Source organism: Desulfuromonas thiophila (assembly GCF_900101955.1).
Taxonomy (GTDB): domain Bacteria; phylum Desulfobacterota; class Desulfuromonadia; order Desulfuromonadales; family Desulfuromonadaceae; genus Pseudodesulfuromonas; species Pseudodesulfuromonas thiophila.
In genome coordinates, this window is record NZ_FNAQ01000001.1 from 353,972 (window position 1) to 377,099 (window position 23,128).

The 23,128-nt window shown below is 59.0% G+C and carries 18 protein-coding genes and 1 pseudogene; 17 read left to right on the plus strand and 2 right to left on the minus strand.

Going from position 1 to position 23,128, the window contains the following annotated elements; genetic code table 11:
- The first annotated feature begins 25 nt into the window (after positions 1-25).
- From cbiE to BLR80_RS01580, 5 genes are all read left to right on the plus strand, one after another.
- On the plus strand, positions 26-1,249 hold the full coding sequence (cbiE, locus tag BLR80_RS01560) for a precorrin-6y C5,15-methyltransferase (decarboxylating) subunit CbiE (RefSeq protein WP_245691288.1): 1,224 nt from the start codon (positions 26-28) through the stop codon (positions 1,247-1,249).
- Between the two features lie 91 nt (positions 1,250-1,340).
- Positions 1,341-1,676, plus strand: a complete 336-nt coding sequence (locus tag BLR80_RS01565) for a PilZ domain-containing protein (RefSeq protein WP_092075558.1) — start codon at positions 1,341-1,343, stop codon at positions 1,674-1,676.
- Between the two features lie 298 nt (positions 1,677-1,974).
- Positions 1,975-3,819, plus strand: coding sequence for a cytochrome C (locus BLR80_RS01570; RefSeq protein ID WP_092075560.1), 1,845 nt, complete (start codon positions 1,975-1,977; stop codon positions 3,817-3,819).
- Between the two features lie 118 nt (positions 3,820-3,937).
- Complete coding sequence (locus tag BLR80_RS01575; RefSeq protein ID WP_092075562.1) at positions 3,938-4,177, plus strand: hypothetical protein; 240 nt, start codon at positions 3,938-3,940, stop codon at positions 4,175-4,177.
- Positions 4,178-4,180: 3 nt separating this feature from the next.
- Positions 4,181-5,746, plus strand: a complete 1,566-nt coding sequence (locus BLR80_RS01580) for a sensor histidine kinase (RefSeq protein WP_245691290.1) — start codon at positions 4,181-4,183, stop codon at positions 5,744-5,746.
- A gap of 54 nt (positions 5,747-5,800) precedes the next feature.
- Here the strand turns inward: BLR80_RS01580 and BLR80_RS01585 are convergent, their stop codons facing one another.
- Positions 5,801-7,201: a sigma-54-dependent transcriptional regulator gene (locus BLR80_RS01585; protein WP_092075564.1), complete on the minus strand. Its 1,401-nt coding sequence runs from the start codon at positions 7,199-7,201 to the stop codon at positions 5,801-5,803.
- A gap of 469 nt (positions 7,202-7,670) precedes the next feature.
- On the opposite strand from BLR80_RS01585, the gene BLR80_RS01590 reads away from it, so the two are divergent.
- The 4 genes from BLR80_RS01590 (at position 7,671) to BLR80_RS01605 (ending at position 10,950) form a co-directional block, all read left to right on the plus strand.
- On the plus strand, positions 7,671-8,708 hold the full coding sequence (locus BLR80_RS01590) for a cytochrome c3 family protein (RefSeq protein WP_092075566.1): 1,038 nt from the start codon (positions 7,671-7,673) through the stop codon (positions 8,706-8,708).
- 2 nt (positions 8,709-8,710) lie between these two features.
- Positions 8,711-9,352, plus strand: a complete 642-nt coding sequence (locus BLR80_RS01595) for a cytochrome b/b6 domain-containing protein (RefSeq protein ID WP_092075568.1) — start codon at positions 8,711-8,713, stop codon at positions 9,350-9,352.
- 186 nt (positions 9,353-9,538) lie between these two features.
- A complete protein-coding gene (locus BLR80_RS01600; protein ID WP_092075570.1) occupies positions 9,539-10,342 on the plus strand; it encodes a PDC sensor domain-containing protein in 804 nt (267 codons plus the stop codon).
- Between the two features lie 44 nt (positions 10,343-10,386).
- Positions 10,387-10,950 carry a hypothetical protein gene (locus BLR80_RS01605; protein ID WP_092075572.1) on the plus strand — a complete coding sequence of 188 codons (564 nt, stop codon included), beginning with the start codon at positions 10,387-10,389 and terminating at the stop codon, positions 10,948-10,950.
- 99 nt (positions 10,951-11,049) lie between these two features.
- Here the strand turns inward: BLR80_RS01605 and BLR80_RS01610 are convergent, their stop codons facing one another.
- A complete protein-coding gene (locus BLR80_RS01610; RefSeq protein ID WP_092075574.1) occupies positions 11,050-11,376 on the minus strand; it encodes a hypothetical protein in 327 nt (108 codons plus the stop codon).
- A 556-nt stretch (positions 11,377-11,932) separates the two neighbouring features.
- Here BLR80_RS01610 and BLR80_RS01615 point away from each other — a divergent pair.
- From BLR80_RS01615 to glnE, 8 genes and pseudogenes are all read left to right on the plus strand, one after another.
- Complete coding sequence (locus BLR80_RS01615; RefSeq protein ID WP_092075576.1) at positions 11,933-12,148, plus strand: hypothetical protein; 216 nt, start codon at positions 11,933-11,935, stop codon at positions 12,146-12,148.
- 318 nt (positions 12,149-12,466) lie between these two features.
- Positions 12,467-14,632 (plus strand): annotated as a pseudogene (locus BLR80_RS01620) (ribonucleoside triphosphate reductase).
- 8 nt (positions 14,633-14,640) lie between these two features.
- Entirely contained in the window at positions 14,641-15,336 is a 696-nt protein-coding gene (locus tag BLR80_RS01625) for an anaerobic ribonucleoside-triphosphate reductase activating protein (protein WP_092075578.1), read from the plus strand.
- A 187-nt stretch (positions 15,337-15,523) separates the two neighbouring features.
- Positions 15,524-15,811, plus strand: a complete 288-nt coding sequence (gene gatC, locus BLR80_RS01630; RefSeq protein ID WP_092075580.1) for an Asp-tRNA(Asn)/Glu-tRNA(Gln) amidotransferase subunit GatC — start codon at positions 15,524-15,526, stop codon at positions 15,809-15,811.
- 51 nt (positions 15,812-15,862) lie between these two features.
- The gene (gatA, locus tag BLR80_RS01635) at positions 15,863-17,320 is read left to right on the plus strand and encodes an Asp-tRNA(Asn)/Glu-tRNA(Gln) amidotransferase subunit GatA (protein WP_092075582.1); all 1,458 of its coding nucleotides are present in this window, start codon (positions 15,863-15,865) and stop codon (positions 17,318-17,320) included.
- A 60-nt stretch (positions 17,321-17,380) separates the two neighbouring features.
- A complete protein-coding gene (gatB, locus tag BLR80_RS01640) occupies positions 17,381-18,832 on the plus strand; it encodes an Asp-tRNA(Asn)/Glu-tRNA(Gln) amidotransferase subunit GatB (protein WP_092075584.1) in 1,452 nt (483 codons plus the stop codon).
- Between the two features lie 13 nt (positions 18,833-18,845).
- A complete protein-coding gene (gene mtnA, locus BLR80_RS01645; protein WP_092075586.1) occupies positions 18,846-19,913 on the plus strand; it encodes an S-methyl-5-thioribose-1-phosphate isomerase in 1,068 nt (355 codons plus the stop codon).
- Complete coding sequence (glnE, locus tag BLR80_RS01650) at positions 19,906-23,100, plus strand: bifunctional [glutamate--ammonia ligase]-adenylyl-L-tyrosine phosphorylase/[glutamate--ammonia-ligase] adenylyltransferase (RefSeq protein ID WP_092075588.1); 3,195 nt, start codon at positions 19,906-19,908, stop codon at positions 23,098-23,100. Before mtnA ends, glnE begins: the two co-directional genes overlap by 8 nt.
- Positions 23,101-23,128: the final 28 nt, after the last annotated feature.

Genomic DNA, 23,128 nt, shown 5'->3' on the forward strand with positions numbered 1-23,128 from the left:
TGAACAATCAATGGGGGAACGGTCGATGATCTATGTGGTGGGCGCCGGCATCGCCGGCCAGGAAGGCTTCTGTCAACGGGTGCTGCAGCTGGTGGCCGAGGCTGATGTGCTGTACGGGCCGCCCAATCTGCTGGCCCTGTTCGCCAGGCTGCCGGCGCGTCAGGTGGCTCTGTCGGCGGATAGCGATCTCACCGCGTTGCTGGAAGAGGCCGAGGGCAACCAGGTTGTGTTGACCGCCGGTGATCCGCTGTTTTTTGGTCTCGGGCGAGAGCTGTTGCGCAATCTGCCGCGTGAAGAGCTTGAATTTGTTCCCAATGTCAGCTCGGTGCAGTTCGCCTTCGCCCGGATCAAACAGCCTTGGGACGATGCCCTGTTTGTGTCGGCGGAGGGGCGTTCGATGACCCATCTGGTGGATCGCATTGTCGCCAACGACAAGGTAGCGGTTCTCACCGATGCGCGACATACCCCGGCGGCCATTGCGGCTGAGCTGCTGCGCCGCGGCCGTGATGGTTATACGGTTTATCTGTGTGAGAATCTCGGCACTGCCGAGGAGCGCGTCGAGCAGACCAGTGTTGCCCAGTTGCCGCAACTGGTAGCGGCTCCGCTCAATGTGTTGATTTTTATCAAGTGTTACGACAGCGAGATAGACGACAGTCTGCCGACCCTGGGCATTCCCGACAGTTCCTTCATGACCGTAAAGAAGCAGATCACGCCTGAGGAGGTACGGGTGGTGGTGTTGGCCAAGCTGCGGTTGCGACAGGATATGGTGCTGTGGGATATCGGCGCCGGGAGCGGTTCGGTGAGCATTGAGGCCGATGCTCTGCTGCCCTTCGGTCGGATCTTCGCGGTCGAGCGCAACAGCGATTCATTACGTTTTTTGCGGCAGAATCTTAACAATTTTCACAGTCGCAATGTGCGTCTGGTGGAGGGTGAGGCACCGGCCTGTCTGGAGGATCTGCCTGACCCCGACCGGGTGTTCATCGGCGGGTCGGGTGGCAATCTGTGGGAGTTGCTGGAGGTGATCGACGAGCGCCTGAGCGCCTCCGGTCGGGTGGTGCTGACGGCCAGCACCCTTGATACCCTGGTGGCGGCGACCGATTTTTTCGAGAACAACGGTTATGTCATTGAGGTGGTCACCCTCAATATCGCCCGTACCAGCAGCGAAACCGATTACAAGATGTTCGAAGCCCTGAATCCGGTATATGTCGTGGTGGCCCTGAAGGAGTCGGCTTCTGCCACCCTGGCCTGATACCCTCCCGCCGACTCCGCCGCGGCCTCGCCGCCGGGCGAAACGAGCGATCCTTCCGGCTGTGGCCGGACAACAGCAACGAGGTGCAGTCATGGATGAACGTCGGCGTTACGAACGCTTTGATACCCTCAATTTTGTCTACTATGTGCTGCAGGACAATGACAGTATCCTGACGCAGGATATCGGGCGCACCCTCGATGCCAGCGCGGAAGGCCTGCTGATCCAGACCCATGAGCCGCTGGTGGCGGGATTGCGCTTGCAGCTGAGTCTGGCCCTGGCGGATGAACTGCTCGAAGCGCGGGGGACGGTGATTCATGTGGGCGCAGAGCAGGACGGTTTTTATCGCAGTGGTGTTCGCCTCGATGACCTTGACGCACATCAACAGGCCCAGTATCAGCGTTTTCTGCAGGGTTTTATCGCCGCCTGAAGGGCCCTGCCGGTCTTTTCTCGCTTTGCCGCGGCGGCCCCGCCGCTTTCCCGTCTCCTGCATTCTTCCGTACACAGTGTTCTTTTTGCCTGCGTAGCAGCAAGGCTGTGGCCTGCTTTCCCGATTGACTTTAGTGTGGTGCCTGTGGTAGTAAGCGGTGCGCTGTCTGTATAAAAATTGTATACAGTGTGGCGGATATTGCCGCTTCTGTTGTTGCCATACCCGTTCCATCCCCTGTCGACCGGTGTCGCGCTCTGTGCGGGTACCGCCTTTTTTGCTGAAGCAAGGAGTCTGTTACATGGAGAAGACCGTATCCCGCTGGGTGGTATCGTCTGTACTGGCCGTGGCCCTGCTGCTGGCTGCCGTGCCCCTGTGGGCCGATACGCAAACCTGTCTGGAGTGTCACGAAGACGTCGTGACGGCGCACGACTTCGCCGCCTCGGTGCATGGCGCCAGCGATATCGGCTGTCAGGATTGCCACGTTGTTGCTGATCTGGATGCTCACATGGAAGGTGAGGCGCTGCCGCCGGCGGTGGATTGCGCCACCTGTCACGACAGTCACAGCGCCGACCATGCCGGCAGCGTACATGCTCTGGCAGGCGTTGGCTGTGTCGAATGTCATGACGGCATCCATCGGTTGGCGGCTACGGCGGGGAACAAGCAGTCCCTGGTGAATACCTGTTCCAGCTGTCACGAAATGGACGGCTATGCCGAATCGGTGCATGGCCAGGCGGTGGCTGAGGGCAATGCTGACAGTGCCTCCTGTGGTGACTGTCACGGCGTGCATGGCGTGCAGAGTCTGTCGATGGCCGACGCCAAGACGGCGCGCCAGTTCGGCGCCGATGTCTGCATCCGTTGTCATGGGGATGAGGAAATGATGGAGCGCAACGGCGTTTATGCTCATGCGGTCCATACCTATCTGGCCAGCTATCATGGCAAGAGTTACCGTCTCGGTTACCCGGAGCTGACGGCGACCTGCGCCGATTGTCATGAGAGTCATGCGGTTTTTGGTCAGCACGATCCGCGGGCATCCATCCACGAGGACAATCGCGCTGCCACCTGTGGCAAATGTCACGAGGGTTCGACCCGCCTGTTCAGCTACTTCTATTCCCACGGCGATCACAGCGATTTCGACAACTACCCGGTGCTGGCGATCACCTTCTGGGCCATGACCACGCTGCTGATTGGTACCTTCTCGGTGTTCTGGCTTCATTCGATTCTGTGGATGATCCGTGGCCTGGCCGAGAACAAGGAGAAGAAGGCGGCGTTGGCGCGGGGCGAGGCTCATATTCACATTCCCGATGGCCACCGTGTTTACAAGCGTTTCAAGCCCTATCACATCTTCATGCACCTGCTGGTGATTATCAGCTTCCTGATTCTGTCGCTTACCGGCCTGCCGCTGAAGTTTGCTGATCAGCACTGGGCCAAGGTGATGATGGACTGGTATGGCGGTACGGCCAATGCGGCCTTCGGTCACCGGATCGGTGCCGTGATCACCTTTGTCTACTTTGGCATGGCGCTGGTGTTGAGCATTCACTTCCTGTTTATCCGCAAGGATATTCCCGGCATATGGCTGCAGCGCCTGTTCGGACCGGATTCCCTGATGCCCAACTTCCGCGACATCAAGGACGTCACCGCTATGGTGCGCTGGTTCCTCTGGAAGGGGCCGAAACCGACCTTTGAACGCTGGAATTACTGGGAAAAATTTGACTTCATCGCGGTCTTCTGGGGTATGTTCGCCATTGGCGGTTCCGGTCTGATGCTGTGGTTCCCGGAGTTCTTCGGTCTGTTTCTGCCGGGTTGGGTGTTCAATGTGGCAACCATTGTTCATTCGGACGAGGCCTTGCTGGCAACGGGCTTCATCTTTTCGGTCCACTTCTTCAATACCCATCTGCGGCCGGAGAAGTTCCCGATGGATTTCGTCATCTTCAATGGCGAGATGCATAAGGAGGAGTTTGTCGAGGAACGTGGCGACCAGTGGAAGCGCTATGAGCAACTGGGCATTACCGAGCAGTTTGTCAAGGATAAGTCGTCGAGCCCCCTGTACAACCTGATCTTGCGGACCTTTGGTTTTGTCGCTGTCGCCATCGGCGTGGTGTTGTTCGTCCTGATCCTGTTCTCGGTGCTTACCGGTAGTCACTGATGCCGCAGTGATGCTTTTACCGCGTTTTCGAACATGACTGTGCTATAAAAAAGAGGAGCCGGAGGGCTCCTCTTTTTTATGGCCGGCTCTGGCCTTGGGTCAGGAAAGGTAAGACATTATGGGGAATGGCATTTCGCTGACAGCGCTGTTGGCGCTGCTGCTCAATCTGATTGGTGGCCTGGCGGCTCTGGCCGGCATGATTCTGGTGGGGTTTTGCGGCGGGGTTGATCTGGCTGGACTGGGTGACGGTCGCAGCTTTGGTTATCTGCTGGTCTGTGTCGGCCTCTGTCTGGTGTTCGGCGCCGTGTTGCTGACCCGCTTGGCACGTCATCGCGACACGCCTGAGTCTCAGGGGTAGTGCATGAAGATCCGTTTGTCGTTGCTGGTGCGTTTCATGGCGGTCATCGGGGCCGTGCTGCTGGTCACCATGCTGGTGTTTGTGATTGTCAACGTGCGGTTGCAGCGTGAAATCACGCTGGAGAATTCCCTGCACGATGCCGATTATCTCAGCGAAGCGATCCTGCGTTCGACCTATTACCAGATGCTGACGGACGATCGTGAGATGCTTTACAAGATGATCGAGGAAGTCGGCGCCATGGATGGTATCCGCCGTATCCGCCTGTTTAATAAGGACGGTGTGGTGACCTTCTCTACCGATAAAGCAGAATTGGGGACGGTGCTGGGGCTGTCGGCCGAGGGCTGCAGCTTTTGCCATGTGGAGACCGGGCCACCCTTGTCCTTTGCGACCACCGCGGCCCGGGGGCGTACCTTTGTCGACGACCGGGGAGAGACCTTTCTCGGCGTGACCAAGCCGATCTACAATGAGCCCAGTTGCTACACGGGCAGTTGCCATTACCATCCACCAGATCGGGAGCTCAATGGCATTCTGGATGTGCAGCTGTCGCTGCAGAGTCGCCTGCATCAGGTCGATGTGTTTCGCAATTACTTCATCGTGCTCACCTGTGTCTTGTTGGTGCTGCTGTTTCTGGCGCTGCTGCTGTTGACTAAGCGTTTCATCATCACGCCGGTACAGGCGCTACTGGAACATCAGCGCCGTCTTTCTCTGGGGGATCTGGACGCGCAGGCCCAGATCAGCGCTTCCGATGAACTGGGGGAATTGGCCCAGGGAGCCAACGAGATGACGCGCCACCTGCGTCAGTCGCAGGAAGAGATTCGGCGCTGGGCGGCGACCCTGGAGAACAAGGTTGAGCAACGGACTCGCCAGATTCGTGAAATGCAGGGGTCGCTGGCGCGCTCCGAGAGGCTGGCGGCGCTGGGCAAACTGGTGGCGGGGATCGCCCACGAAATCAATAATCCGTTGACGGGGATTTTGATGTTTTCCTCGATGGCGGCGGAAACGCCGGAACTTGATCCGCAGGTAAGGGAGGACCTGCAGACCATTACCCGCGAAACGCAGCGCTGTGCCGGCATTGTGAGGGGGCTGCTTGATTTTGGCCGCGAGTCCATACCGCAGAAGAACTTCTGCAATATCAATGGCGTGGTAGACAAGGCGCTGGCGCTGGTCGAGCATCAGGCTCTGTTTCAGGATATTGTCATCTATCGAAACTACTGTGAGGAGCTGCCGGAGCTGGAGGTCGACCCCAATCAGCTGGAGCAGGTCTTTGTCAACATGTTCATCAATGCTGCCCAGGCCATGTCTCAAGGGGGCACGTTGACCATCGATACCTGGGAGGAGGCCGACGAGGTGCTGATCCGCATCTGTGACAGCGGCAGCGGCATACCACAGGATATCCTTGAACGGATTTTCGACCCGTTTTTTACCACCAAAGAGGACCAGGGCACGGGGCTGGGACTGTCGGTATCTTATGGCATCGTGGAAAATCACGGTGGCCGGATCGAGGTGCGCAGCACCGAAGGGGAGGGGACCTGCTTCACCATCTCGCTGCCTAAGGAATACCAGTCGTAGCGAGGGGTGACCATAACGGGACGGCTGGCAGCAGTGGGTTGTCTGCTGCCAGTATCAGAACTTGCGGTCGCGGGCGGAAATCTGCAGCTTCTTCATCAGGGCCTGGAAGTTCGGCCGCAACATGCCGACTTCTTCGGCCGCCCGGGTGATATTCCAGTCGTTGCGCTGCAAGGCTTCGAGCACAAAACTTTTTTCGATGGGAATGACGGCTTCTTCACGCAGGCGGCGTTTGATTTCTTTGAGCTCGTCGGCTGTTTTGGGGGTGTAGTCGCTGCTGCCGAGGGTTTCCGCCAGCTCTGAATCGAGAAATCCGAAATCAGCCGGCTGGATCAGGTCTTCTTCAGCCAGCACCACGGCCCGTTCAATCATGTGTTCAAGCTCGCGCACATTTCCCGGAAATTCATACTGTTCCAACAGCGCCATCGCTGCCGGGCTGACCCCTTTGATGTCCTTGCCGATTTCACTGGCGAAACGCCGCAGGAAATGGCCAATCAGGAGCGGCAGGTCACCTTTGCGGTCGCGCAGTGGTGGCATGTCGATGGGAATGGTGTTGAGGCGGAAATACAGGTCTTCGCGGAACTCTCCTTTTTCGGCCAGTTCGCGCAAGCTTTTGTTGGTAGCCGAGATCAGGCGGATGTTGATGGGCTGGGGCTTGGTGCCGCCGATGGGTGTTACCTCCCGTTCCTGGATGACGCGCAGGAGCTTGGCCTGGGAGCTGAGGCTGATGTTGGAAACCTCGTCGAGAAACAGGGTGCCGCCATCGGCAATCTTGAACAGGCCCACCTTGGTACGCATGGCGCCAGTGAAGGAGCCCTTTTCGTGGCCAAAAAGCTCGCTTTCCAGTAGGGTTTCGGCCAGGGCAGTACAGTCGATGGCAACAAAGGGCTTGTCGCGCCGCTGGCTGTTGTCGTGGATGGCCCGGGCTACCAGTTCCTTGCCGGTGCCACTTTCACCCGTGATCAGCACGGTGCTGTCGGTTGGTGCCACCTGCAGGATGCGGTTGTAGACCTTTTTCATGGCCTTGCTGGCACCGATGAAGCGGTCGAAACCCTGGGCATTACCGCTGTCGTCACCTTCCGTGTTGGCCAGTCGGTGATCGACCGCTTTGCGGATCAGGGCGCGGACCTGATCTGGCGTAAAGGGCTTGGAAAGATAATCGAAGGCACCATTCTTGATGGCGTCTACGGCGGTTTCCACCGTGGCGTAGCCGGTGATGATGATGACGGGGACATAGGGTTGCAGGATGCGGATGGATTTGAGAACTTCCATGCCACTCATGCCAGGCATCTTCAGGTCGCTGATGACGACGCTGTACTGTTCCTGCTGAATGCGTTCGAGAGCGGCGTGACCGCTGGCTACGGGATCAACCTGGTAGCCATCGCTCTGCAGGATGCGGCGGAGAGCTTCACGAATGACAGCTTCATCGTCGACGACGAGAATGCGTGGTTGCGACATGGAATAACCCCTTTGGCCGACGTCCTGCTGACGGAGTGGTGTCCGTATGCGGGATAACCCGGCACTTCTAGCCTAAAAATGTCACTTTTGTCAAGCGCCGGTCCCCGGCACAGACTTGTATAGGAAAAATATACAGGCTTTGGTGCTTCCTGTACAGTCTTGATGTTGCGCAACTTCCTGTCTTTAAGGCGGATAGTTCTTGTCCCGGCGCAGATGCTGTGTATATTGTATACAATCTTTCCGGCCCGTGTCCCCCTGCTGGGTTGCGGGGATGTTTGTCTGCCGGGTAGTATTCCCTGTAAAGCCTGTGTTTGTGGTTTTATGGTTCGCTTATTGCTTAGCGTGCGGGAGGCTGCTGGCATCAGCTGGTCGGGTTCCTCCCGTCGCACTGGGGTGTCGCACCCGCCCAACGGGTGCCTGAGTCTGTGGTGTTTTTTTGTCATGTTCGAGGAAGGAGAAATGAAGCGAGATGAAGAATTTTCTGTTGTGTAGTGCCATCGGGCTGGTTCTGGCCCTGCAGCCGGCGGGGCTTTGGGCGCTGACGGATCAGGACTGTCTGGACTGTCACAGCCTGGCCGACGAGGTCGGGGAAATGAACCATGTGGATGCTGCAATCTATCAGGGGACGGCCCATGCCGAGCTGGGTTGCTCCGGTTGCCACAGTGCCGGCGACGGGCATCCCTATGATGCGTCAGAGGTCTCTCTGACCGCTCAGTGCAGCGATTGCCACGATGGCCTGGCGGCGACCTACGCGGCCAGCAGCCATGCCGACAACGCCAGCTGTGGTGATTGTCACAATGCCCATCAGGCTCTGGCGCCGCTGAGTTTGTCGGGTGAGCAGATGAACCAGTCGTGCCAGGATTGTCATGACCATGCCGAGGTGGAGGGGTCCCATGCCCGCTGGCTGCCACAGGCCGATATTCACATCCGTGCGGTGCCCTGTGTCACCTGTCACAGCTCGTCGAAAAAGTTTGTCGTGTCGCTCTATGTTACCCAGCGTCAGGGTGGCCGGGCCTACGCTGATTACGAACTGATCAGCTACACCGATCTGCAGCAGGCCGTGGGCTCGGAGGACGTAACCGATCTGCTGGATCAGGACAACGACGGTCAGGTGTCGCTGACGGAGCTCAATGCCTTCTACCAGCGCACCGACAATCATGGGCTGCGGCTGTGGGCCATGATGACGCCGGAAAGTGTCGATCACGATTTCACCACCATGGATGATCGCTGGGACTGCACCTACTGCCATGCTGCCGGTCCCGAGGCCATGCAGCAGAGCTTTATTGCCTTTCCGCAGCCCGATGGCACCTATGGCCGGGTACCGGTTGAAGCGGGCGCGACACTTGACGCCCTGTTCGGTACCCCTGATTTTTACATGGTAGGTTCCACCCGCAGCACCACGCTCAACATTATCGGTCTGCTGATTCTGCTGGGTGGCCTGGCCATGCCGATCGGTCATGGCACCCTGCGTTTCCTGACCCGTAAAAACCGTAGAAAGGATCACTGATCATGGCTATGCAGGAACGGATTTACCTGACCCCGACCCCCGTGCGTATCTGGCACTGGCTCAATGCCCTGGGCATTGTCACCCTGTGCATCACTGGTGCCCAGATCCGCTTTCCCGAATACATCAACATCTTTGGCACCTATCGCGCGGCGGTGCGCTTGCATCACACCGCCGGTATTGTTGTGGCCATTTCCTTTTTGCTCTGGCTGTTTTACTATGGTGTCATCGCCAAGATGCTGGTGCGTCTCTATGTGCCGACAGCCGAAGACCTGAAGTATGGCGCGTTTCGTCAGGCCCTGTATTACTTCTTCCACTATTTCAGGGGTGACAAGCCCAACCCGCATCAGGAATCGCCGACCAACAAGTTCAACCCGATGCAGAAGGGCGCCTATGTGGTTATCATGATGGTGCTGGTGCCACTGGTGATCATCACGGGTTTGATCCTGATGAATCTGGGGCCTCTCAGCTCTCTTGCGCACCTGCTCGGCGGTGTGCGGGTAGTGGCCGGTATTCATTTCCTGTTGGCTTGTGCCTTGGGAGCCTTCCTGCCGACCCATTTTTATCTGGCGACTCTGGGCCATACCCCGTTTGCTCACTTCAAACCCATGTGGACGGGCTGGGAAGAACCGCACGGTCACGAGTAACGGTTTTTCGGACGGTCTTTGCCTGCTCCTGGTTGATTGCGGGGCGGGCGGAGGCCGGGCTCCAGCGGTCCGATGCGCTGCCGCCGCGTCGGCATCCGTTAACAGCGGCCGGCATCATTTCCTGAAATGACAGCGAAGCGGAGATTCCGCTTCGCTGTCTTGTCACTCGAAGTCGAGGATTCAGTCATGTCCAAGCCGCTTGCACATAAAACGCTTTTGCCGGTGGCCATCATCCTGACGGCCTTTGTCACCCTGTGCTTTGTTCTGCTTTACAGTTATGTGCGCAGCCTTATGGTTGATGCCGCCGTCGGCCGTACGCTGTGCATGGCGCAAACGGTGGCGCGTTCAACCAGTTACGACATGTTGCATAACGATCATGCGGCTCTGGCCTACATGGTGGAGAATATCGGCAGCAACCCCGATGTGGTCCATTTGCGAATTTTCGATAAGAAGGGCGTGGTGCGTTTCGCCCGGGATGAGCGCGAGGTCGGGCAACTGGTGGACATGCGGGCAGAAAGCTGCACCATCTGCCATAATGAGGACATACAGCTGGATGGCAGCCAGACCGAGCGGGTGCGCTATTTCAGTGGCGTCACTGGTGAGCGGGTGCTTGGCGTGACGGTTCCCATTCCACGGCAGCAGGGGTGTGTGACTGCCAACTGTCATGCGGGCAGTGAGGGACTGTCTTTGCTCGGGACGGTAGATGTTGGCGTGTCGCAGCGGCCACTTGAACGCAACATGGGCCGCATTGGCAAGGCGCTATTCGGGTTTTGGCTGATGGTGGTGGTGTTGGCGGTGGGACTGCTGTCGGTCATTATCCAGAAAAATATTCTGGTTCCTGTTGCCAACCTGATCCGTTACAGTAAGGACGTCAGTCGGGGCGCGCCGCTCAGCGTGGCTGAACCTGATGACTGCCATGAGTTTCAGTTTCTAGCCCGGCTGATCCGCGATTTAAGCCGGCCGGGGAAGTCGGATGAAGAGCCGCGCTGACCAGCGCCTCAGCCACACTGCCTGCAAGCCTTGAGAGCGACTCCATGGCGACAGAAGAAAAGAACCTGTCGGATCGGCAGGATGTCTTGCGTCAGCCGCGTCAGCGGCAGGCCCGGATACAGGCGCACATCGATGCCCTTCATTTCCTGTCGCGGCAGGGGCTATTGGCCATGGCGGTTTTCTTTGCGATCAGTCTCGTGGCTGTCTATTTTCAGGACAGCAACATCCTGGCTTATGCTTCTCCCAAAACCCGCGATCTTTTAGGTAAGCCCCCTTCAGCCGGCCTGATCAATATTGCCTTGGCTGTCTACAGTTTTTCCGCCCTGATTCTGGCACTGGCCCGCCTGTCGGAGCAGACCGAGCGGTATCGTGGCTGGCCGCATGTCGGTTATCTGACAGTCTTCTATATCTTCTATGCCTTTGATCAGGCCCTGCGCGTTAATGCCGTGGCTGTCATTATTGCCGGCAGCACCATTTTGGGGCTGGAATACTACAGCACCTGGAGCTATGCGCGGGAAGCCATCCGGCGCGAGAAGGCCATCCTGCGCAAGTTGCAGCAGTCATCCTCCCCAGACGGCGATCTCTCTTCGCCTTCATCCACCGAATAAGACGGGTATTTGTCCTGGCGTTTAGCCGCGATGACTAACCAGGGTGTGCCCGTTATTTATCAGGGTCGCTGGTATACTGAGCGATTGCTGGCGGTCGAGCTAGGCGACGTCTTCGGCGTCTTCCGGCGTGCTGTTGAGATGTAACCGGCAATGCTGACAGTGTCTGCTCCAGGAAGTCGTCAGACCGCGCATGTGGAAGAACTGGCCACAGCGCGGACAGCGGCTGAAACTCACACCGACACCGGCGCCGCCGGCAGCCAAGAGCCAGAGAATGCCGACAGTGATGGCGGCGGCCTGCCCCTCGGCCAGAATCAATGCCAGGCTGATAGCGGGCAGATAGCTGATAAAGACGGACCAGAGAATCAGACGCTTTTTGCGCAAAGCCGCCAGTTGAGAGACGAAAGCCGTACGTTCCGCAGAGTTCATGGCAGATCCTTCGATGAAAAAGGGGCTGGCTTGAGCGTGAGCGGGCTGCGACGAATGATTGCTGTTCGCGCCGGCGGAGCTCGATAGAAAGCCGTTTGAGTTACTGTAGTGCAAAAGCTGTGGGAGGTGAAGACCTTAGCTGGTCGCCTGTGTGAAAAAAGGGGGGTGTATATTTCTTCAGGGCAGAAGAAATGACGCGGAGAATCGGGCTGTTGGCTCTGCCGGCGGTGCCCTTTGGTCGCTGCCGGCGCTGTTGACTGTATAATGTGCGCATACAGGCGGTTGACCTGCCGCTGCCACCGCTGGAGGCAGCGGCAGGTCAACTTGGCCAGATTTCAGGTCAACGGTACAGGTTGATGGTTGTTTTTACTGCACGGCATTTTCATTGCATCTGCCAAAACCACTCTGAGATAGCTAGCGGCTGACGTGCTTCAGGTCGCCGCTGCTGCGACAATGGCGTCTGCTGGAGTTGGCGCCAAACCATTCGCTTTCACGGGCTGCTGGTTCGGTCGTTCCGTAACCGGCCTGCCGCTGAAGGTTTAAAGGAAGGTTAAACATGTCTAGGTTGCAGTGGTTTTTGGTTCCTGTTTTCTTTCTGATGTCGGTCAGCCCGGTTTTGGCAGCCATGACGCTCAAGGCTCGCGGCGTTAGTTTGCTGGTTTGGCTGTTTGTTGGTTTTATCGCCATGTTTATTGCTTCCCAGATTGTTCCGGGCCTTTTGCATTGTCTGGCGTTGCTGCGTAATTTATTCAAGGGGAAACGACTGGTGTAGCGGCGCGGGTTGCGCCGGGTATCCATATAAATGTTCTCTGAGCGGAGCCGGCCTTGGGCCGGCTTTTTTTGTGGTGCGCCCGGCACCCGACGATTGCAAGGAGAGGGTTTTTTGCTCACCCTCGTTCAGGGTTGGTGAACTGACCTGAAATCATGAGGGTTTAGCAGGCTTGTCCACACGGCTGTCAACGGTTTTTTAACAATATGTTGTATGTCGGCTGGCTAGTGGTCACTAGATGTTGTGTTTAGGCCCTTTACTTTGTCGAAGGCTGTGGTAGAGTGCGATCCGTTGATTCTTTTTCACGGAAGGAGCGAGGTCGTGCACTATATTCGCAAGCGTGACGGGCGTCTGGTGCCCTTTGAGCAAAGCAAGATCACTGCTGCCATCCAGAAAGCGGTGCGGGCCGTTGGTGGCCAGGATATGGCCAAGGCTGAGCAGATCGCACGGCAGGTGGTCGGTATTCTCGAGGTGATCTACAAAGGCAGCCGGGTCCCGACGGTGGAGAACGTGCAGGATCTGGTTGAAAAACAACTGATTGAAAGTGGCCATGCTCGCACGGCCAAGGCCTACATTCTCTACCGGCAGCAGCACGAGCAGTTGCGCGCCACTCGAACCTTTATGCAGCAGTCCATTGAGGCCATCGACTCCTATCTGACCCAGGAAGACTGGCGGGTCAAGGAGAATGCCAACATGGGCTATTCGCTGCAGGGTCTTAACAACCATATCGCGGCCAATATCACCAGTAATTACTGGCTCAACAAAATCTACCCGCAGGCGGTTTCCGACGCGCATCGCCAAGGAGATTTTCACTTGCACGATCTTGGCATGCTGTCGGTTTACTGTTGCGGTTGGGACCTGAAGGATCTGTTGCTCAAGGGCTTTACCGGCGCCTACGGCAAGGTGCAGAGCGGTCCAGCCTGTCATTTCCGCACGGCGCTGGGGCAGGTGGTGAATTTTTTCTATACCCTGCAGGGCGAGGCGGCCGGCGCGCAGGCTTTTGCCAGTTTCGATACCCTGCTGGCGCCCTTTATCCGCTTTGATGGCCTGGGTTACAACGAGGTGAAACAGGCCATGCAGGAGTTCATCTTCAACATGAATGTGCCGACCCGGGTCGGCTTCCAGACGCCATTCACCAATATTACCCTTGATCTGAGGGTGCCTCGAACCATGGCGCACGAGGCGGTGATCGTCGGCGGGCGGCTGCAGGACGCTGTTTATGGCGACTTCCAGGCCGAGATGGACCTGTTTAACCGAGCTTTCTGTGAGGTGATGATGGCGGGCGATGCTTCTGGCCGGATTTTCACCTTTCCCATTCCCACCTACAACATCACCGCCGATCTTGACTGGGACAGCGAGCGGTTGCGGGCCGTGTGGGAGATGACGGCCAAATATGGCACGCCCTATTTCAGTAACTTCATCAATTCCGACATGGATCCCGAGGATGCCCGTTCCATGTGCTGCCGCCTGCGGCTTGACAACCGCGAGTTGCGCCGTCGTGGTGGGGGGTTGTTCGGCTCCAACCCGCTGACCGGTTCTGTTGGTGTGGTCACCCTCAATCTGCCGCGGGCCGCCTATCTGGCCGGCAGTCGCGAGGCGTTCTGGCAGCGTCTTGCCGAGCTGATGCAACTGGCCAGCGATTCGCTGGAAATCAAACGCAAGCAGCTGGAGCGGTTCACTGAGGAGGGGCTTTATCCCTACAGTCGTCACTACCTGGCCGATATCCGTCAGCAGCGCGGTCGTTACTGGGACAACCACTTCTCCACCATTGGCCTGATCGGTATGCACGAGGCCGCGCTCAATCTGCTGGGTTGCGGTATTGACAGCCCGGCAGGTCGTGAACTGGCGCAACAGACACTGGAATTCATGCGTCAGCGGCTGGAGGCTTTTCAGGAACAGACCGGTCACCTCTACAACCTGGAAGCAACCCCGGCCGAAGGTACCAGCTTCCGTCTGGCGCGGGGGGATCGCGACCAGTTTCCGGACATTCGCACCTCCGGGACCAGTGAGCCCTATTACACCAACTCCACTCAGCTGCCGGTGGGTGTGACGGATGACATCTTTCAGGCGCTGCAGCATCAGGATGGACTGCAGACCCGCTATACCGGCGGTACCGTGTTCCACGGCTTTCTTGGTGAACGACTGGAGGACTGGCGCAGCGCGCGATTGCTGGTGCGCCGTATTGCTGAAAACTTTCATTTGCCATATTTTACCATCAGTCCGACCTTTACCATCTGCCCGGTGCATGGCTACATCGCCGGCGAACATTTTACCTGCCCGCATGGCGCCGCCGAACAGGCGGCCTGATCCGGCCGGACAAAACCAACAAGGAGTTGAGCGATGAGCGACAAATGCCAGCAGAAAACCGAGGTCTATTCCCGCGTGTGCGGCTTTTTCCGGCCGGTACAGCAGTGGAATCGTGGCAAACAGGAGGAATTTCAGCAGCGGCGTGAATACCGGCTCGACAGCGAGCGCGGCCAGCGCTGAGACGTTCCATGGCCATCAAGGGTTTCCAGGGCACCAGTCTGCTTGACTATCCCGGCCGGATTGCGTCACTGGTGTTTTTCGCCGGCTGCAACCTGCGCTGTCCCTACTGCCACAATCCCGGCCTGGTCGAGACACCAGAGCAGTATCCCGATATAGCACTCGACGAGGTTGTGGCGCTGGTAGCCCAGCGGCGTGGTTTCATTGACGGAGTGGTCATTTCAGGCGGTGAGCCAACGCTTGATCCATTGCTGGTGGAACTGGCGACCGAGCTCAAGGGGCTGGGTTTGCAGGTCAAGCTGGATACCAATGGGTTGGCGCCGGCGGTCTTGGAGCGGTTGCTGGATCAGGGGTTGCTCGACGCGGTGGCGGTCGATCTCAAGACGGCGCCGGAGCGCTACCCGGAGCTTGGCGCCGGGCCGACAGCGGCCTTGGCTCTCAAGCAGACCCTGGCGTTGTTGCAACAGGCTCCGGTCGCGCTGGAATACCGCACCACCTGTATGCCGGCCCTGGTTGGGGCTGCCGACATTGCGGCCCTGGGACCGCTGGTGCAGGGTTGTCCGCTCTGGGTTCTGCAGCAGTTTGTTGCCGAACATGCCCTGAGTCCGGCGGCGCGCAGCTCTGTGCCGTACTTGCCGGAACAGATGCAGGAGTTGGCGGTACAGGCGGCGGCCTATGCCTGCCAGGTGCAGGTGCGCGGCCTGTAATTTGGCCAATGGCCCGTTCGGGCGGGAGAGAAGAATGGAAACCCGGCAGCTGATCAGGCTGCCGGGTTTTTTGTGTCGACCTCTTGGTCGGCGGAATTGAATCCGCTGGCGCGGTTGTGGTAGCCTTGGGCGCTTTATCAGCGTGCGCCGCTTGTGACCGACGCCGGATTCTGGAGGAATGTAAATTATGAAGATCACCACTACTGATGTTGCTGCTGTGGCCCGTTTGGCGCGGCTGGAGTTCGATAGCGGGGAGCTGGAAACCCTGCGGGACCAGCTTGAGCGTATTCTCGATCATGTTGAACAGCTTAATGCTCTGGACACCGGGGTCGTCGAGCCCATGGCTCATGCCCTGCAGATGGAAAATGCCTTTCGGCCGGATGCGGTGACGCCATCGCTGTCGCTAGAGCAGGCCCTGGCCAATGCTCCCCAGGCGCTGGAGGGCTGCTTCGGTGTGCCCAAGGTTATTGAATAACAGCAGGAATCACAGACGTGCAGGGGTTTACAGCCCCAGGAGAGAGCCCCAATGGATTTGACCCACCTGACCATCACGGAGATGCAACAGCAGCTTGACAGCGGCGCGCTGCGCTCTGTCGATTTGACCCAGGCTTTTCTTGACCGCATCGAACAGACCGATGCGCGGATCAATGCGTTTATCACGCGCTGCCCGCAGCAGGCTTTGCAGGCCGCCGAACGGGCCGATGCGGCCCGTGCTGCCGGTCCGGTTGCGCCTCTGTGCGGCATTCCGCTGGCGCTGAAGGATGTGCTGGTGACTGAGGGGGTCCGCACCACCTGCGCCTCCAAGATTCTGGGCGATTTCGTGCCACCTTACGACGCCACGGTGGTGCGCCGGCTCAAGGCGCAGGGCGCGGTGATTCTTGGCAAGCTCAACATGGACGAGTTTGCCATGGGCAGTTCCAGCGAGAACAGTGCCTTTGGGCCGGTGCGCAATCCCTGGAATACCGACTGTGTGCCGGGTGGCTCATCTGGTGGCAGCGCTGCCTGTGTCGCGGCCCGCCAGGCGCCGGCCAGCCTGGGCACCGATACCGGCGGCTCCATCCGGCAGCCGGCGTCCCATTGTGGCGTTGTCGGTCTCAAGCCGACCTATGGCCGGGTATCGCGTTATGGCATGATTGCCTTTGCCTCATCCCTCGACCAGATCGGGCCGTTGACCCGCAGCGTGCGTGATAGCGCCCTGCTGCTGGGTGCCATTGCCGGGCATGATCCGGCCGATTCCACCAGTGCCCGGGTCGAGGTGCCCGATTATCTGGCAACGCTGGCGCAGGGTGTGGCCGGTCTACGTATTGGTCTGCCGCGTGAATACTTTATCGAGGGACTTGATCCCCAGGTGCGGGCCGCCCTGGAGGCCGCGCTGGCCACCTACCGCGAACTGGGCGCCGAACTGGTCGAGATTAGCCTGCCGCATACCGAATACGCCGTGGCCTGCTACTATCTGGTGGCCACCGCCGAGGCATCCAGCAACCTGGCCCGCTTTGATGGCGTGCGCTATGGCGCGCGGGTCGATGCCGGCAAGGGGCTGGCGGCGCTGTACAGTGCCACCCGCAGTCAGGGCTTTGGTGACGAGGTCAAGCGACGCATCATGCTGGGCACCTATGCGCTGTCGAGTGGTTATTACGATGCCTATTATCTCAAGGCCCAGAAGGTACGCACCCTGATCCGGCAGGATTTCGAACGCGCTTTCGCCGAGGTGGATTGCATTCTGACGCCGGTGGCGCCGACGCCGGCCTTCGCTCTGGGCGAAAAGGCTCAGGATCCGTTGACCATGTATTTGTCGGACATCTTCACCCTGTCGGCCAATCTGGCGGGCATCTGTGGTCTGAGCCTGCCTTGCGGGCTCTCCGCTGCCGGGTTGCCCATCGGGTTGCAACTGCTCGGCCGGCCCTTCGGCGAGGCCACGTTGCTGCGCTGCGGTCAGGCCTTTGAGCAGGCCACGGCCTGGCATCAGCGCCTGGCACCGCTGTAGCCGCTGTTTTCCTCTTTCAGCCGCCCTGTGGGGCACTGAACTGAAAAGGTTGAAACGACAATGAGATCAGGTTACGAAATCGTTATCGGGCTGGAGGTGCATGTCCAGCTGACCACCCAGTCGAAAATCTTCTGCGGCTGCTCGACCCGCTTTGGCAATGCCCCCAACAGTCAGACCTGTCCGGTCTGCCTGGGGCTGCCGGGTGCCCTGCCGGTGCTTAACCAGCAGGTGGTCGAATATGCCATTCGTGCCGGTCTGGCCACCAACTGCCGTATTGCCGGCCGCAGTGTCTTTGCCCGCAAGAACTATTTTTATCCCGACCTGCCCAAAGGTTACCAGATCTCACAGTTTGAGCTGCCCATCTGCGAAGGCGGTTATCTGGATATTGAAACCAGCGAGCGCGGTCCGCGTCGTATCGGTATCACCCGCATTCACATGGAGGAGGATGCCGGCAAGCTGCTGCACAGCGAGGCGCCGGGCGTCGGCAGCCTGGTCGATCTCAATCGTGCCTGTACGCCGCTGCTCGAGGTCGTGTCGGAACCGGACATGCGCAGCAGTGACGAGGCCATCGCTTATCTGAAAAAGCTGCGCCAGATCGTCATGTACCTGGGAGTGTGTGACGGCAACCTGGAGGAGGGTTCTTTTCGCTGCGATGCCAACGTGTCGGTGCGGCCCGTTGGGCAGCAGGAATACGGCACCCGCGCTGAATTGAAGAACATCAACTCATTCCGCTTTATCAAGGAGGCCATCGAATACGAGGTCGACCGCCAGATTGAACTGATTGAGGATGGTGGCAAGGTGGTGCAGGAAACCCGCCTGTTCGACAGCGCCAGCGGCACCACCCGCAGCATGCGCGGCAAGGAGGAAGCACACGATTACCGCTATTTCCCCGATCCTGATTTGCTGCCGTTGCTGATCGATGCCGACTGGGTCGAGCGGGCACGGGCGGCCCTGCCGGAATTGCCCGATGTTCGCCGTCAGCGCTTTGTCGAGCAGTTCGGTCTGCCTGATTACGATGCCGAGGTGCTCACGGCCGATAAGGCTCTGGCCGATTATTTCGAGGACTGCGCCGCCCGGCATGGCGATGCCAAGCTGTGTTCCAACTGGGTGATGGGCGAAATCCAGCGCCTGCTCAACGATTCGGGTCTGGGCATTTTGCAGGTGCCAGTTTCCGCTGAACGGCTGTGCGGGCTGCTGAACCGCATCAGCGACGGAACCATCTCGGGCAAGATCGCCAAGACGGTCTTTGAGCAGATGTGGCAGAGCGGTGATGAGGCCGATGTCATTATTGAGGCCCAGGGCCTCAAGCAGGTCTCCGACAGCGGTGCCATCGAGCAACTGGTGGACGAGGTGATTGCCGCCAATCCGGCTCAGGCCCAGGAATTTCGCGACGGTAAGGACAAATTGCTGGGCTTCTTTGTTGGCCAGATCATGAAGGCCAGCAAGGGCAAGGCCAATCCGGCCATGGTGAATGAACTGCTGTGCCGTAAGCTGCGCGGTGAGACAGCCTGAGGAGAACGGCGCAATGGCGATAAAACCGATCCTGTTTGAAGACGGCATCTGCCGCATGATTGATCAGCGGCTGTTGCCGGCTGAGGAACTTTGGCGCGACTATCGCGACGATGGTGCCATTGCCGAGGCGATTCGCACCATGGTGGTGCGCGGCGCGCCGGCCATTGGCATCGCGGCGGCCTATGGTGCGGCTTTTGCCGCCGCTGCTCTGGCGTCACAGTCTCTGCCTGTCGCCGAGCGGTTGCACCAGTTTCGCCAACGCTGCCAGCACCTGGCCGCCACCCGGCCGACGGCGGTCAATCTGTTCTGGGCGTTGGCACGCATGGAGCGGCTGGCCGAGGCCACCAGCGCCCTGGCGCCACTGGACTGGGCGGCCGGGTTGCGCCAGGAAGCCTGCCGCATTGACGCCGAGGATGAGCTGATCAATCGTGCCATGGGGCGGCATGGCCAGGCGTTGCTGTCGCAGCAGGGTACGGTGCTGACCCATTGCAATGCCGGCGCCTTGGCTACCGGTGGCTATGGCACCGCGCTGGGGGTGATTCGCGCAGCGATCGAGGCCGGCAAGCAGATTGATGTGGTGGCCGATGAGACACGACCGTTCTGGCAGGGGGCACGCCTGACCGCCTGGGAATTGCAGCGTGACGGCATTGATGTGACGCTGATCTGCGACAATATGGCTGGTTATCTGATGCAGCAGGGCCGCATTGACGCGGTAATTGTCGGGGCCGACCGCATCAGCGCCAATGGCGATGTCGCCAACAAGATCGGCACCTACAGCGTGGCTGTGCTGGCCCAGGCCCATGGCATTCCTTTCTATGTTGCTGCGCCCCGTTCGACCATTGATCTGAGTCTGGCTGACGGCAGCGCCATTCCCATTGAGGAGCGTGATCCTCGCGAAGTGACGCACTGTGGCAACCAGCAGTTGGCGCCGGCCGGGGTGGCGGTGTACAACCCGGCCTTTGATGTCACGCCGGCGCGGCTGGTCAGTGCCATTATAACTGAGGTGGGGGTTGCCCGCGCAGACTATCGGACACAGTTGGCGGAGCTGATGGCACGTCCGCCGTTGTGCGGTCATGTCTGAGCAATTGTTGGCTCAACTGCTGACCCTGCCGCCCGCCGAACAGCTCGCGGCCTGGGAGGCGCTGGCCTGCGCCTGGGGCTTTGCCGATGCGCGGAAAAGCGCTATCAATCTGGCTGACCTGGCGGAAAAGTTGCCCGATCCGGTTTTGCTGGCTGCTGTGGCGCGCCAGGCCCTGGGCAGCGCTGATCCCGACATGGCGCTTAACCATCTGGAGCGTTGCAGCCAGCAGCAGAACGCAGCCCTGCTGCGCCAGTGCCTGCAGCAGGAGCATCCGCGCGCGGTGCTGCTGACCCTGCTGGGAGCCTCGTCATTTCTCACCGGTACCCTGTGTCGCTTCCCGGCCCTGTTTGGTGAACTCTTTGTCGAAGGAGAGATTGATCAGGCCAAGGACAGCACCCTGATGCGGACGCAGATCGAGCAGCGTCTCGACTCTGCCTGTGATCTGGCCGGCCTGCAGCGGGTGCTGCGGCAGTATAAGCAGCGTGAGATCCTGCGCATTGCCGCTCGCGATCTCAGTGGGCTGGCGTCGCTGCAGGAGGTGACGGCGGAGCTTTCCAATCTGGCGGCTGCCAGCCTGCAGGTTGCCTGCAGTCAGTGCGAACGGTTGTTGCAGCTGGAATACGGCGTACCGCAGGTGGCTGCCGGTGAGCCACTGGAACCGGCTTTTACCGTGCTGGCCATGGGTAAATTTGGTGGCTGGGAACTCAATTTTTCTTCTGATATCGATTTAATCTATTTCTATGCCACCGCTCAGGGACGCACCAGCGGCATTGACGGCCGTGGAGACAGCCGCATTGAACTGCACAGCTACTACGTCAAGTTGGCCGAACGGGTGACCCATGCTCTGGCGCAGGTGACCGAGGATGGTTTTGTCTTCCGGGTCGATCTGAATCTGCGGCCCGAGGGTCGCAGTGGCGAGCTGGCCTGCTCGCTGGCGGCAGCAGAGAGCTATTACGAAAGCTGGGGGCAGAACTGGGAACGCTGTGCGTTGATGAAGGCCCGGCCGGTTGCTGGCGACATCGCTTTGGGTCAGCGTTTGCTCAAGTCGCTGGAACCCTTTATTTATCGGCGCTATCTCGATTACGGCATGGTCGAGGATCTGCGGCAGATGAAGCTCAAGATCGATAACAGTCTGACGCGGGAGAAGGAAAGCGAAAACAATCTGAAGCTGGGTCGGGGCGGTATCCGCGAGATCGAGTTCTTTGTTCAGGCGCTGCAGCTGATCTATGCCGGCAAAAATCCGCATGTGCGGGAACGCAGCAGTCTCAAGGCTCTGGAATGTTTGCTTCAGGAGGGCTTTCTCAGCCCGGCTGATGCCGCTACGTTGCATGATGCCTATGTGTTTCTGCGCACCGTCGAGCATCGCATCCAGGTGCTGCAACAGCAGCAGACCCACAATCTGCCCAACCGACCCCAGGAACGGGCGCATCTGGCACGGCGGTGCGGTTTTGATAGCTGTACAGACTTTGAACAGAGGCTGGAGCACCACCGTCAGGCGGTGATGCAGCTGTATCGTGGGTTGTTTTTTGCCGGTGAGGAGCAGCCCGAACAGGAATTTTCGCCCGAGGTGCGGTTGCTGCTTGATCCTGAAGCGGATGCCGATTTGCTCAAGGATGTTCTCGAAGCCAACGGTTTCCGCCAGGTCGACGCTGCCTGGGAGACCCTGGCACGCCTGCGGGATGGCAAGATGGGCCCACCCATGACCCGGCGGGCCCGCCGTGCTTACGAACAGATTCTGCCGCTGCTGGTGCAGGAACTGCTCGCCTCGCCGCAGCCTGATCTGGCGTTGCGCCATCTGGAAAATTTTTTGCTGGGCCTGCGGGCGCCAGCGACGTTTTATGGTTTGCTGGCAGAGCATCCCAAAACCGTCGCCTTGCTGATCAGCTTGTTTGCTACCAGTACCTTCCTGTCGCGTTTCTTTACCCTTCATCCCGATTTGATTGATTGTTTGGTGTCCAGCAGTCATGCCCAGACCTATAAATCGATTGAAGAGCAGCGTGCCGAACTCAGTCAGCGGCTGGCGGCTTATGAGGACAATTACGAGATGCAGCTGGATGTACTGCGGCGCTTTCGTAATGAAGAGTTTCTTCGAATCGCCTTCAATGATTTGCAGGACAGTGCCGCCCTGGCCAGCAGTACCCAGCAACTCAGCACCCTGGCACAGGTATGCCTGGAGCAGGCCGTGCGACTGGCGCAGGATGAGATGCTGCCCCGTTTCGGTTTGCCCGGCAGTCTGACGACACAAGGCGTTTGGCAGCAGGCGGAGTTTGCTGTGCTGGGACTGGGCAAGCTTGGCGGGATGGAACTGAACTACCATTCCGATTTGGATATCATCTTTATTTACGATGGGCCGGGTCAGACTCGGCCGGCGGCCCAGACTGACCCGGCGCGCTTCCGCGCGCTGAGCAATCAGGAATATTTTTCCCGTCTGGGCCAGCGCATCATTTCCGTGCTGACATTGGTGACACGGGAAGGGCGGGTCTACGAGATCGATACACGGCTACGGCCGTCGGGCAACCAGGGACCTTTGGTGACCAGTTTGCCCGCTTATGAGGACTATCACCAGCATCAGGCCCAGTTGTGGGAGCGCCAGGCCTTGACCAAGGCGCGGGTGGTGGTGGCGTCTGCCGCCATGCGGCGCCGCATCGACGCCGTCAATGCCCGTATGACCTGGGAAAAGCCCCTGCCGGTCGAGCTGGCGCAGGAGATCTGTCGCTTACGCGACCGGATGGAAAAGGAAATTGCCCGCGAGGATAGTGGTCGTTTCAATATCAAGACCGGTCGTGGTGGGCTGGTGGATGTTGAGTTTATTACCCAGTATCTGCAGCTGTTGCATGGTCAGGCTCACCCGTCAGTTCGCAGCCCCAATACCCTCGAAGCCCTGGAGGCGTTGCGACAGGCAGGTGTACTGGCGGGCTGCGCTGCCGATAGCCTGATGCAGGGGTATCGTTTTTTGCGGCGGTTGGAAAATAAACTGCGTCTGTTACACGATCAGTCGATCAGCGAGATCAGCCCGGAACCCCTGCAGCTACGCAAGCTGGCCCGCCTGCTGGGTTATGAAGGCACCCTGGGACCACCAGAGGAGCAGTTTCTCGAAGCGTATCGGACGACTACCGAGGGGCTGCGGTCCCTGTTTGAACGTTATCTGTGTCCGGCTGCGACGGAGGAGGGAGAGTTGCAATGTTGAGTCTGCGATTGTTATTTCTACTGGCTGC

Coding starts and splice junctions, on each gene's coding strand:
- cbiE (WP_245691288.1), top strand. CDS start 26: ATGATCTATGTGGTGGGCGCCGGCATCGCCGGCCAGGAAGGCTTCTGT.
- BLR80_RS01565 (WP_092075558.1), top strand. CDS start 1,341: ATGGATGAACGTCGGCGTTACGAACGCTTTGATACCCTCAATTTTGTC.
- BLR80_RS01570 (WP_092075560.1), top strand. CDS start 1,975: ATGGAGAAGACCGTATCCCGCTGGGTGGTATCGTCTGTACTGGCCGTG.
- BLR80_RS01575 (WP_092075562.1), top strand. CDS start 3,938: ATGGGGAATGGCATTTCGCTGACAGCGCTGTTGGCGCTGCTGCTCAAT.
- BLR80_RS01580 (WP_245691290.1), top strand. CDS start 4,181: ATGAAGATCCGTTTGTCGTTGCTGGTGCGTTTCATGGCGGTCATCGGG.
- BLR80_RS01585 (WP_092075564.1), bottom strand. CDS start 7,201: ATGTCGCAACCACGCATTCTCGTCGTCGACGATGAAGCTGTCATTCGT.
- BLR80_RS01590 (WP_092075566.1), top strand. CDS start 7,671: ATGAAGAATTTTCTGTTGTGTAGTGCCATCGGGCTGGTTCTGGCCCTG.
- BLR80_RS01595 (WP_092075568.1), top strand. CDS start 8,711: ATGGCTATGCAGGAACGGATTTACCTGACCCCGACCCCCGTGCGTATC.
- BLR80_RS01600 (WP_092075570.1), top strand. CDS start 9,539: ATGTCCAAGCCGCTTGCACATAAAACGCTTTTGCCGGTGGCCATCATC.
- BLR80_RS01605 (WP_092075572.1), top strand. CDS start 10,387: ATGGCGACAGAAGAAAAGAACCTGTCGGATCGGCAGGATGTCTTGCGT.
- BLR80_RS01610 (WP_092075574.1), bottom strand. CDS start 11,376: ATGAACTCTGCGGAACGTACGGCTTTCGTCTCTCAACTGGCGGCTTTG.
- BLR80_RS01615 (WP_092075576.1), top strand. CDS start 11,933: ATGTCTAGGTTGCAGTGGTTTTTGGTTCCTGTTTTCTTTCTGATGTCG.
- BLR80_RS01625 (WP_092075578.1), top strand. CDS start 14,641: ATGGCCATCAAGGGTTTCCAGGGCACCAGTCTGCTTGACTATCCCGGC.
- gatC (WP_092075580.1), top strand. CDS start 15,524: ATGAAGATCACCACTACTGATGTTGCTGCTGTGGCCCGTTTGGCGCGG.
- gatA (WP_092075582.1), top strand. CDS start 15,863: ATGGATTTGACCCACCTGACCATCACGGAGATGCAACAGCAGCTTGAC.
- gatB (WP_092075584.1), top strand. CDS start 17,381: ATGAGATCAGGTTACGAAATCGTTATCGGGCTGGAGGTGCATGTCCAG.
- mtnA (WP_092075586.1), top strand. CDS start 18,846: ATGGCGATAAAACCGATCCTGTTTGAAGACGGCATCTGCCGCATGATT.
- glnE (WP_092075588.1), top strand. CDS start 19,906: ATGTCTGAGCAATTGTTGGCTCAACTGCTGACCCTGCCGCCCGCCGAA.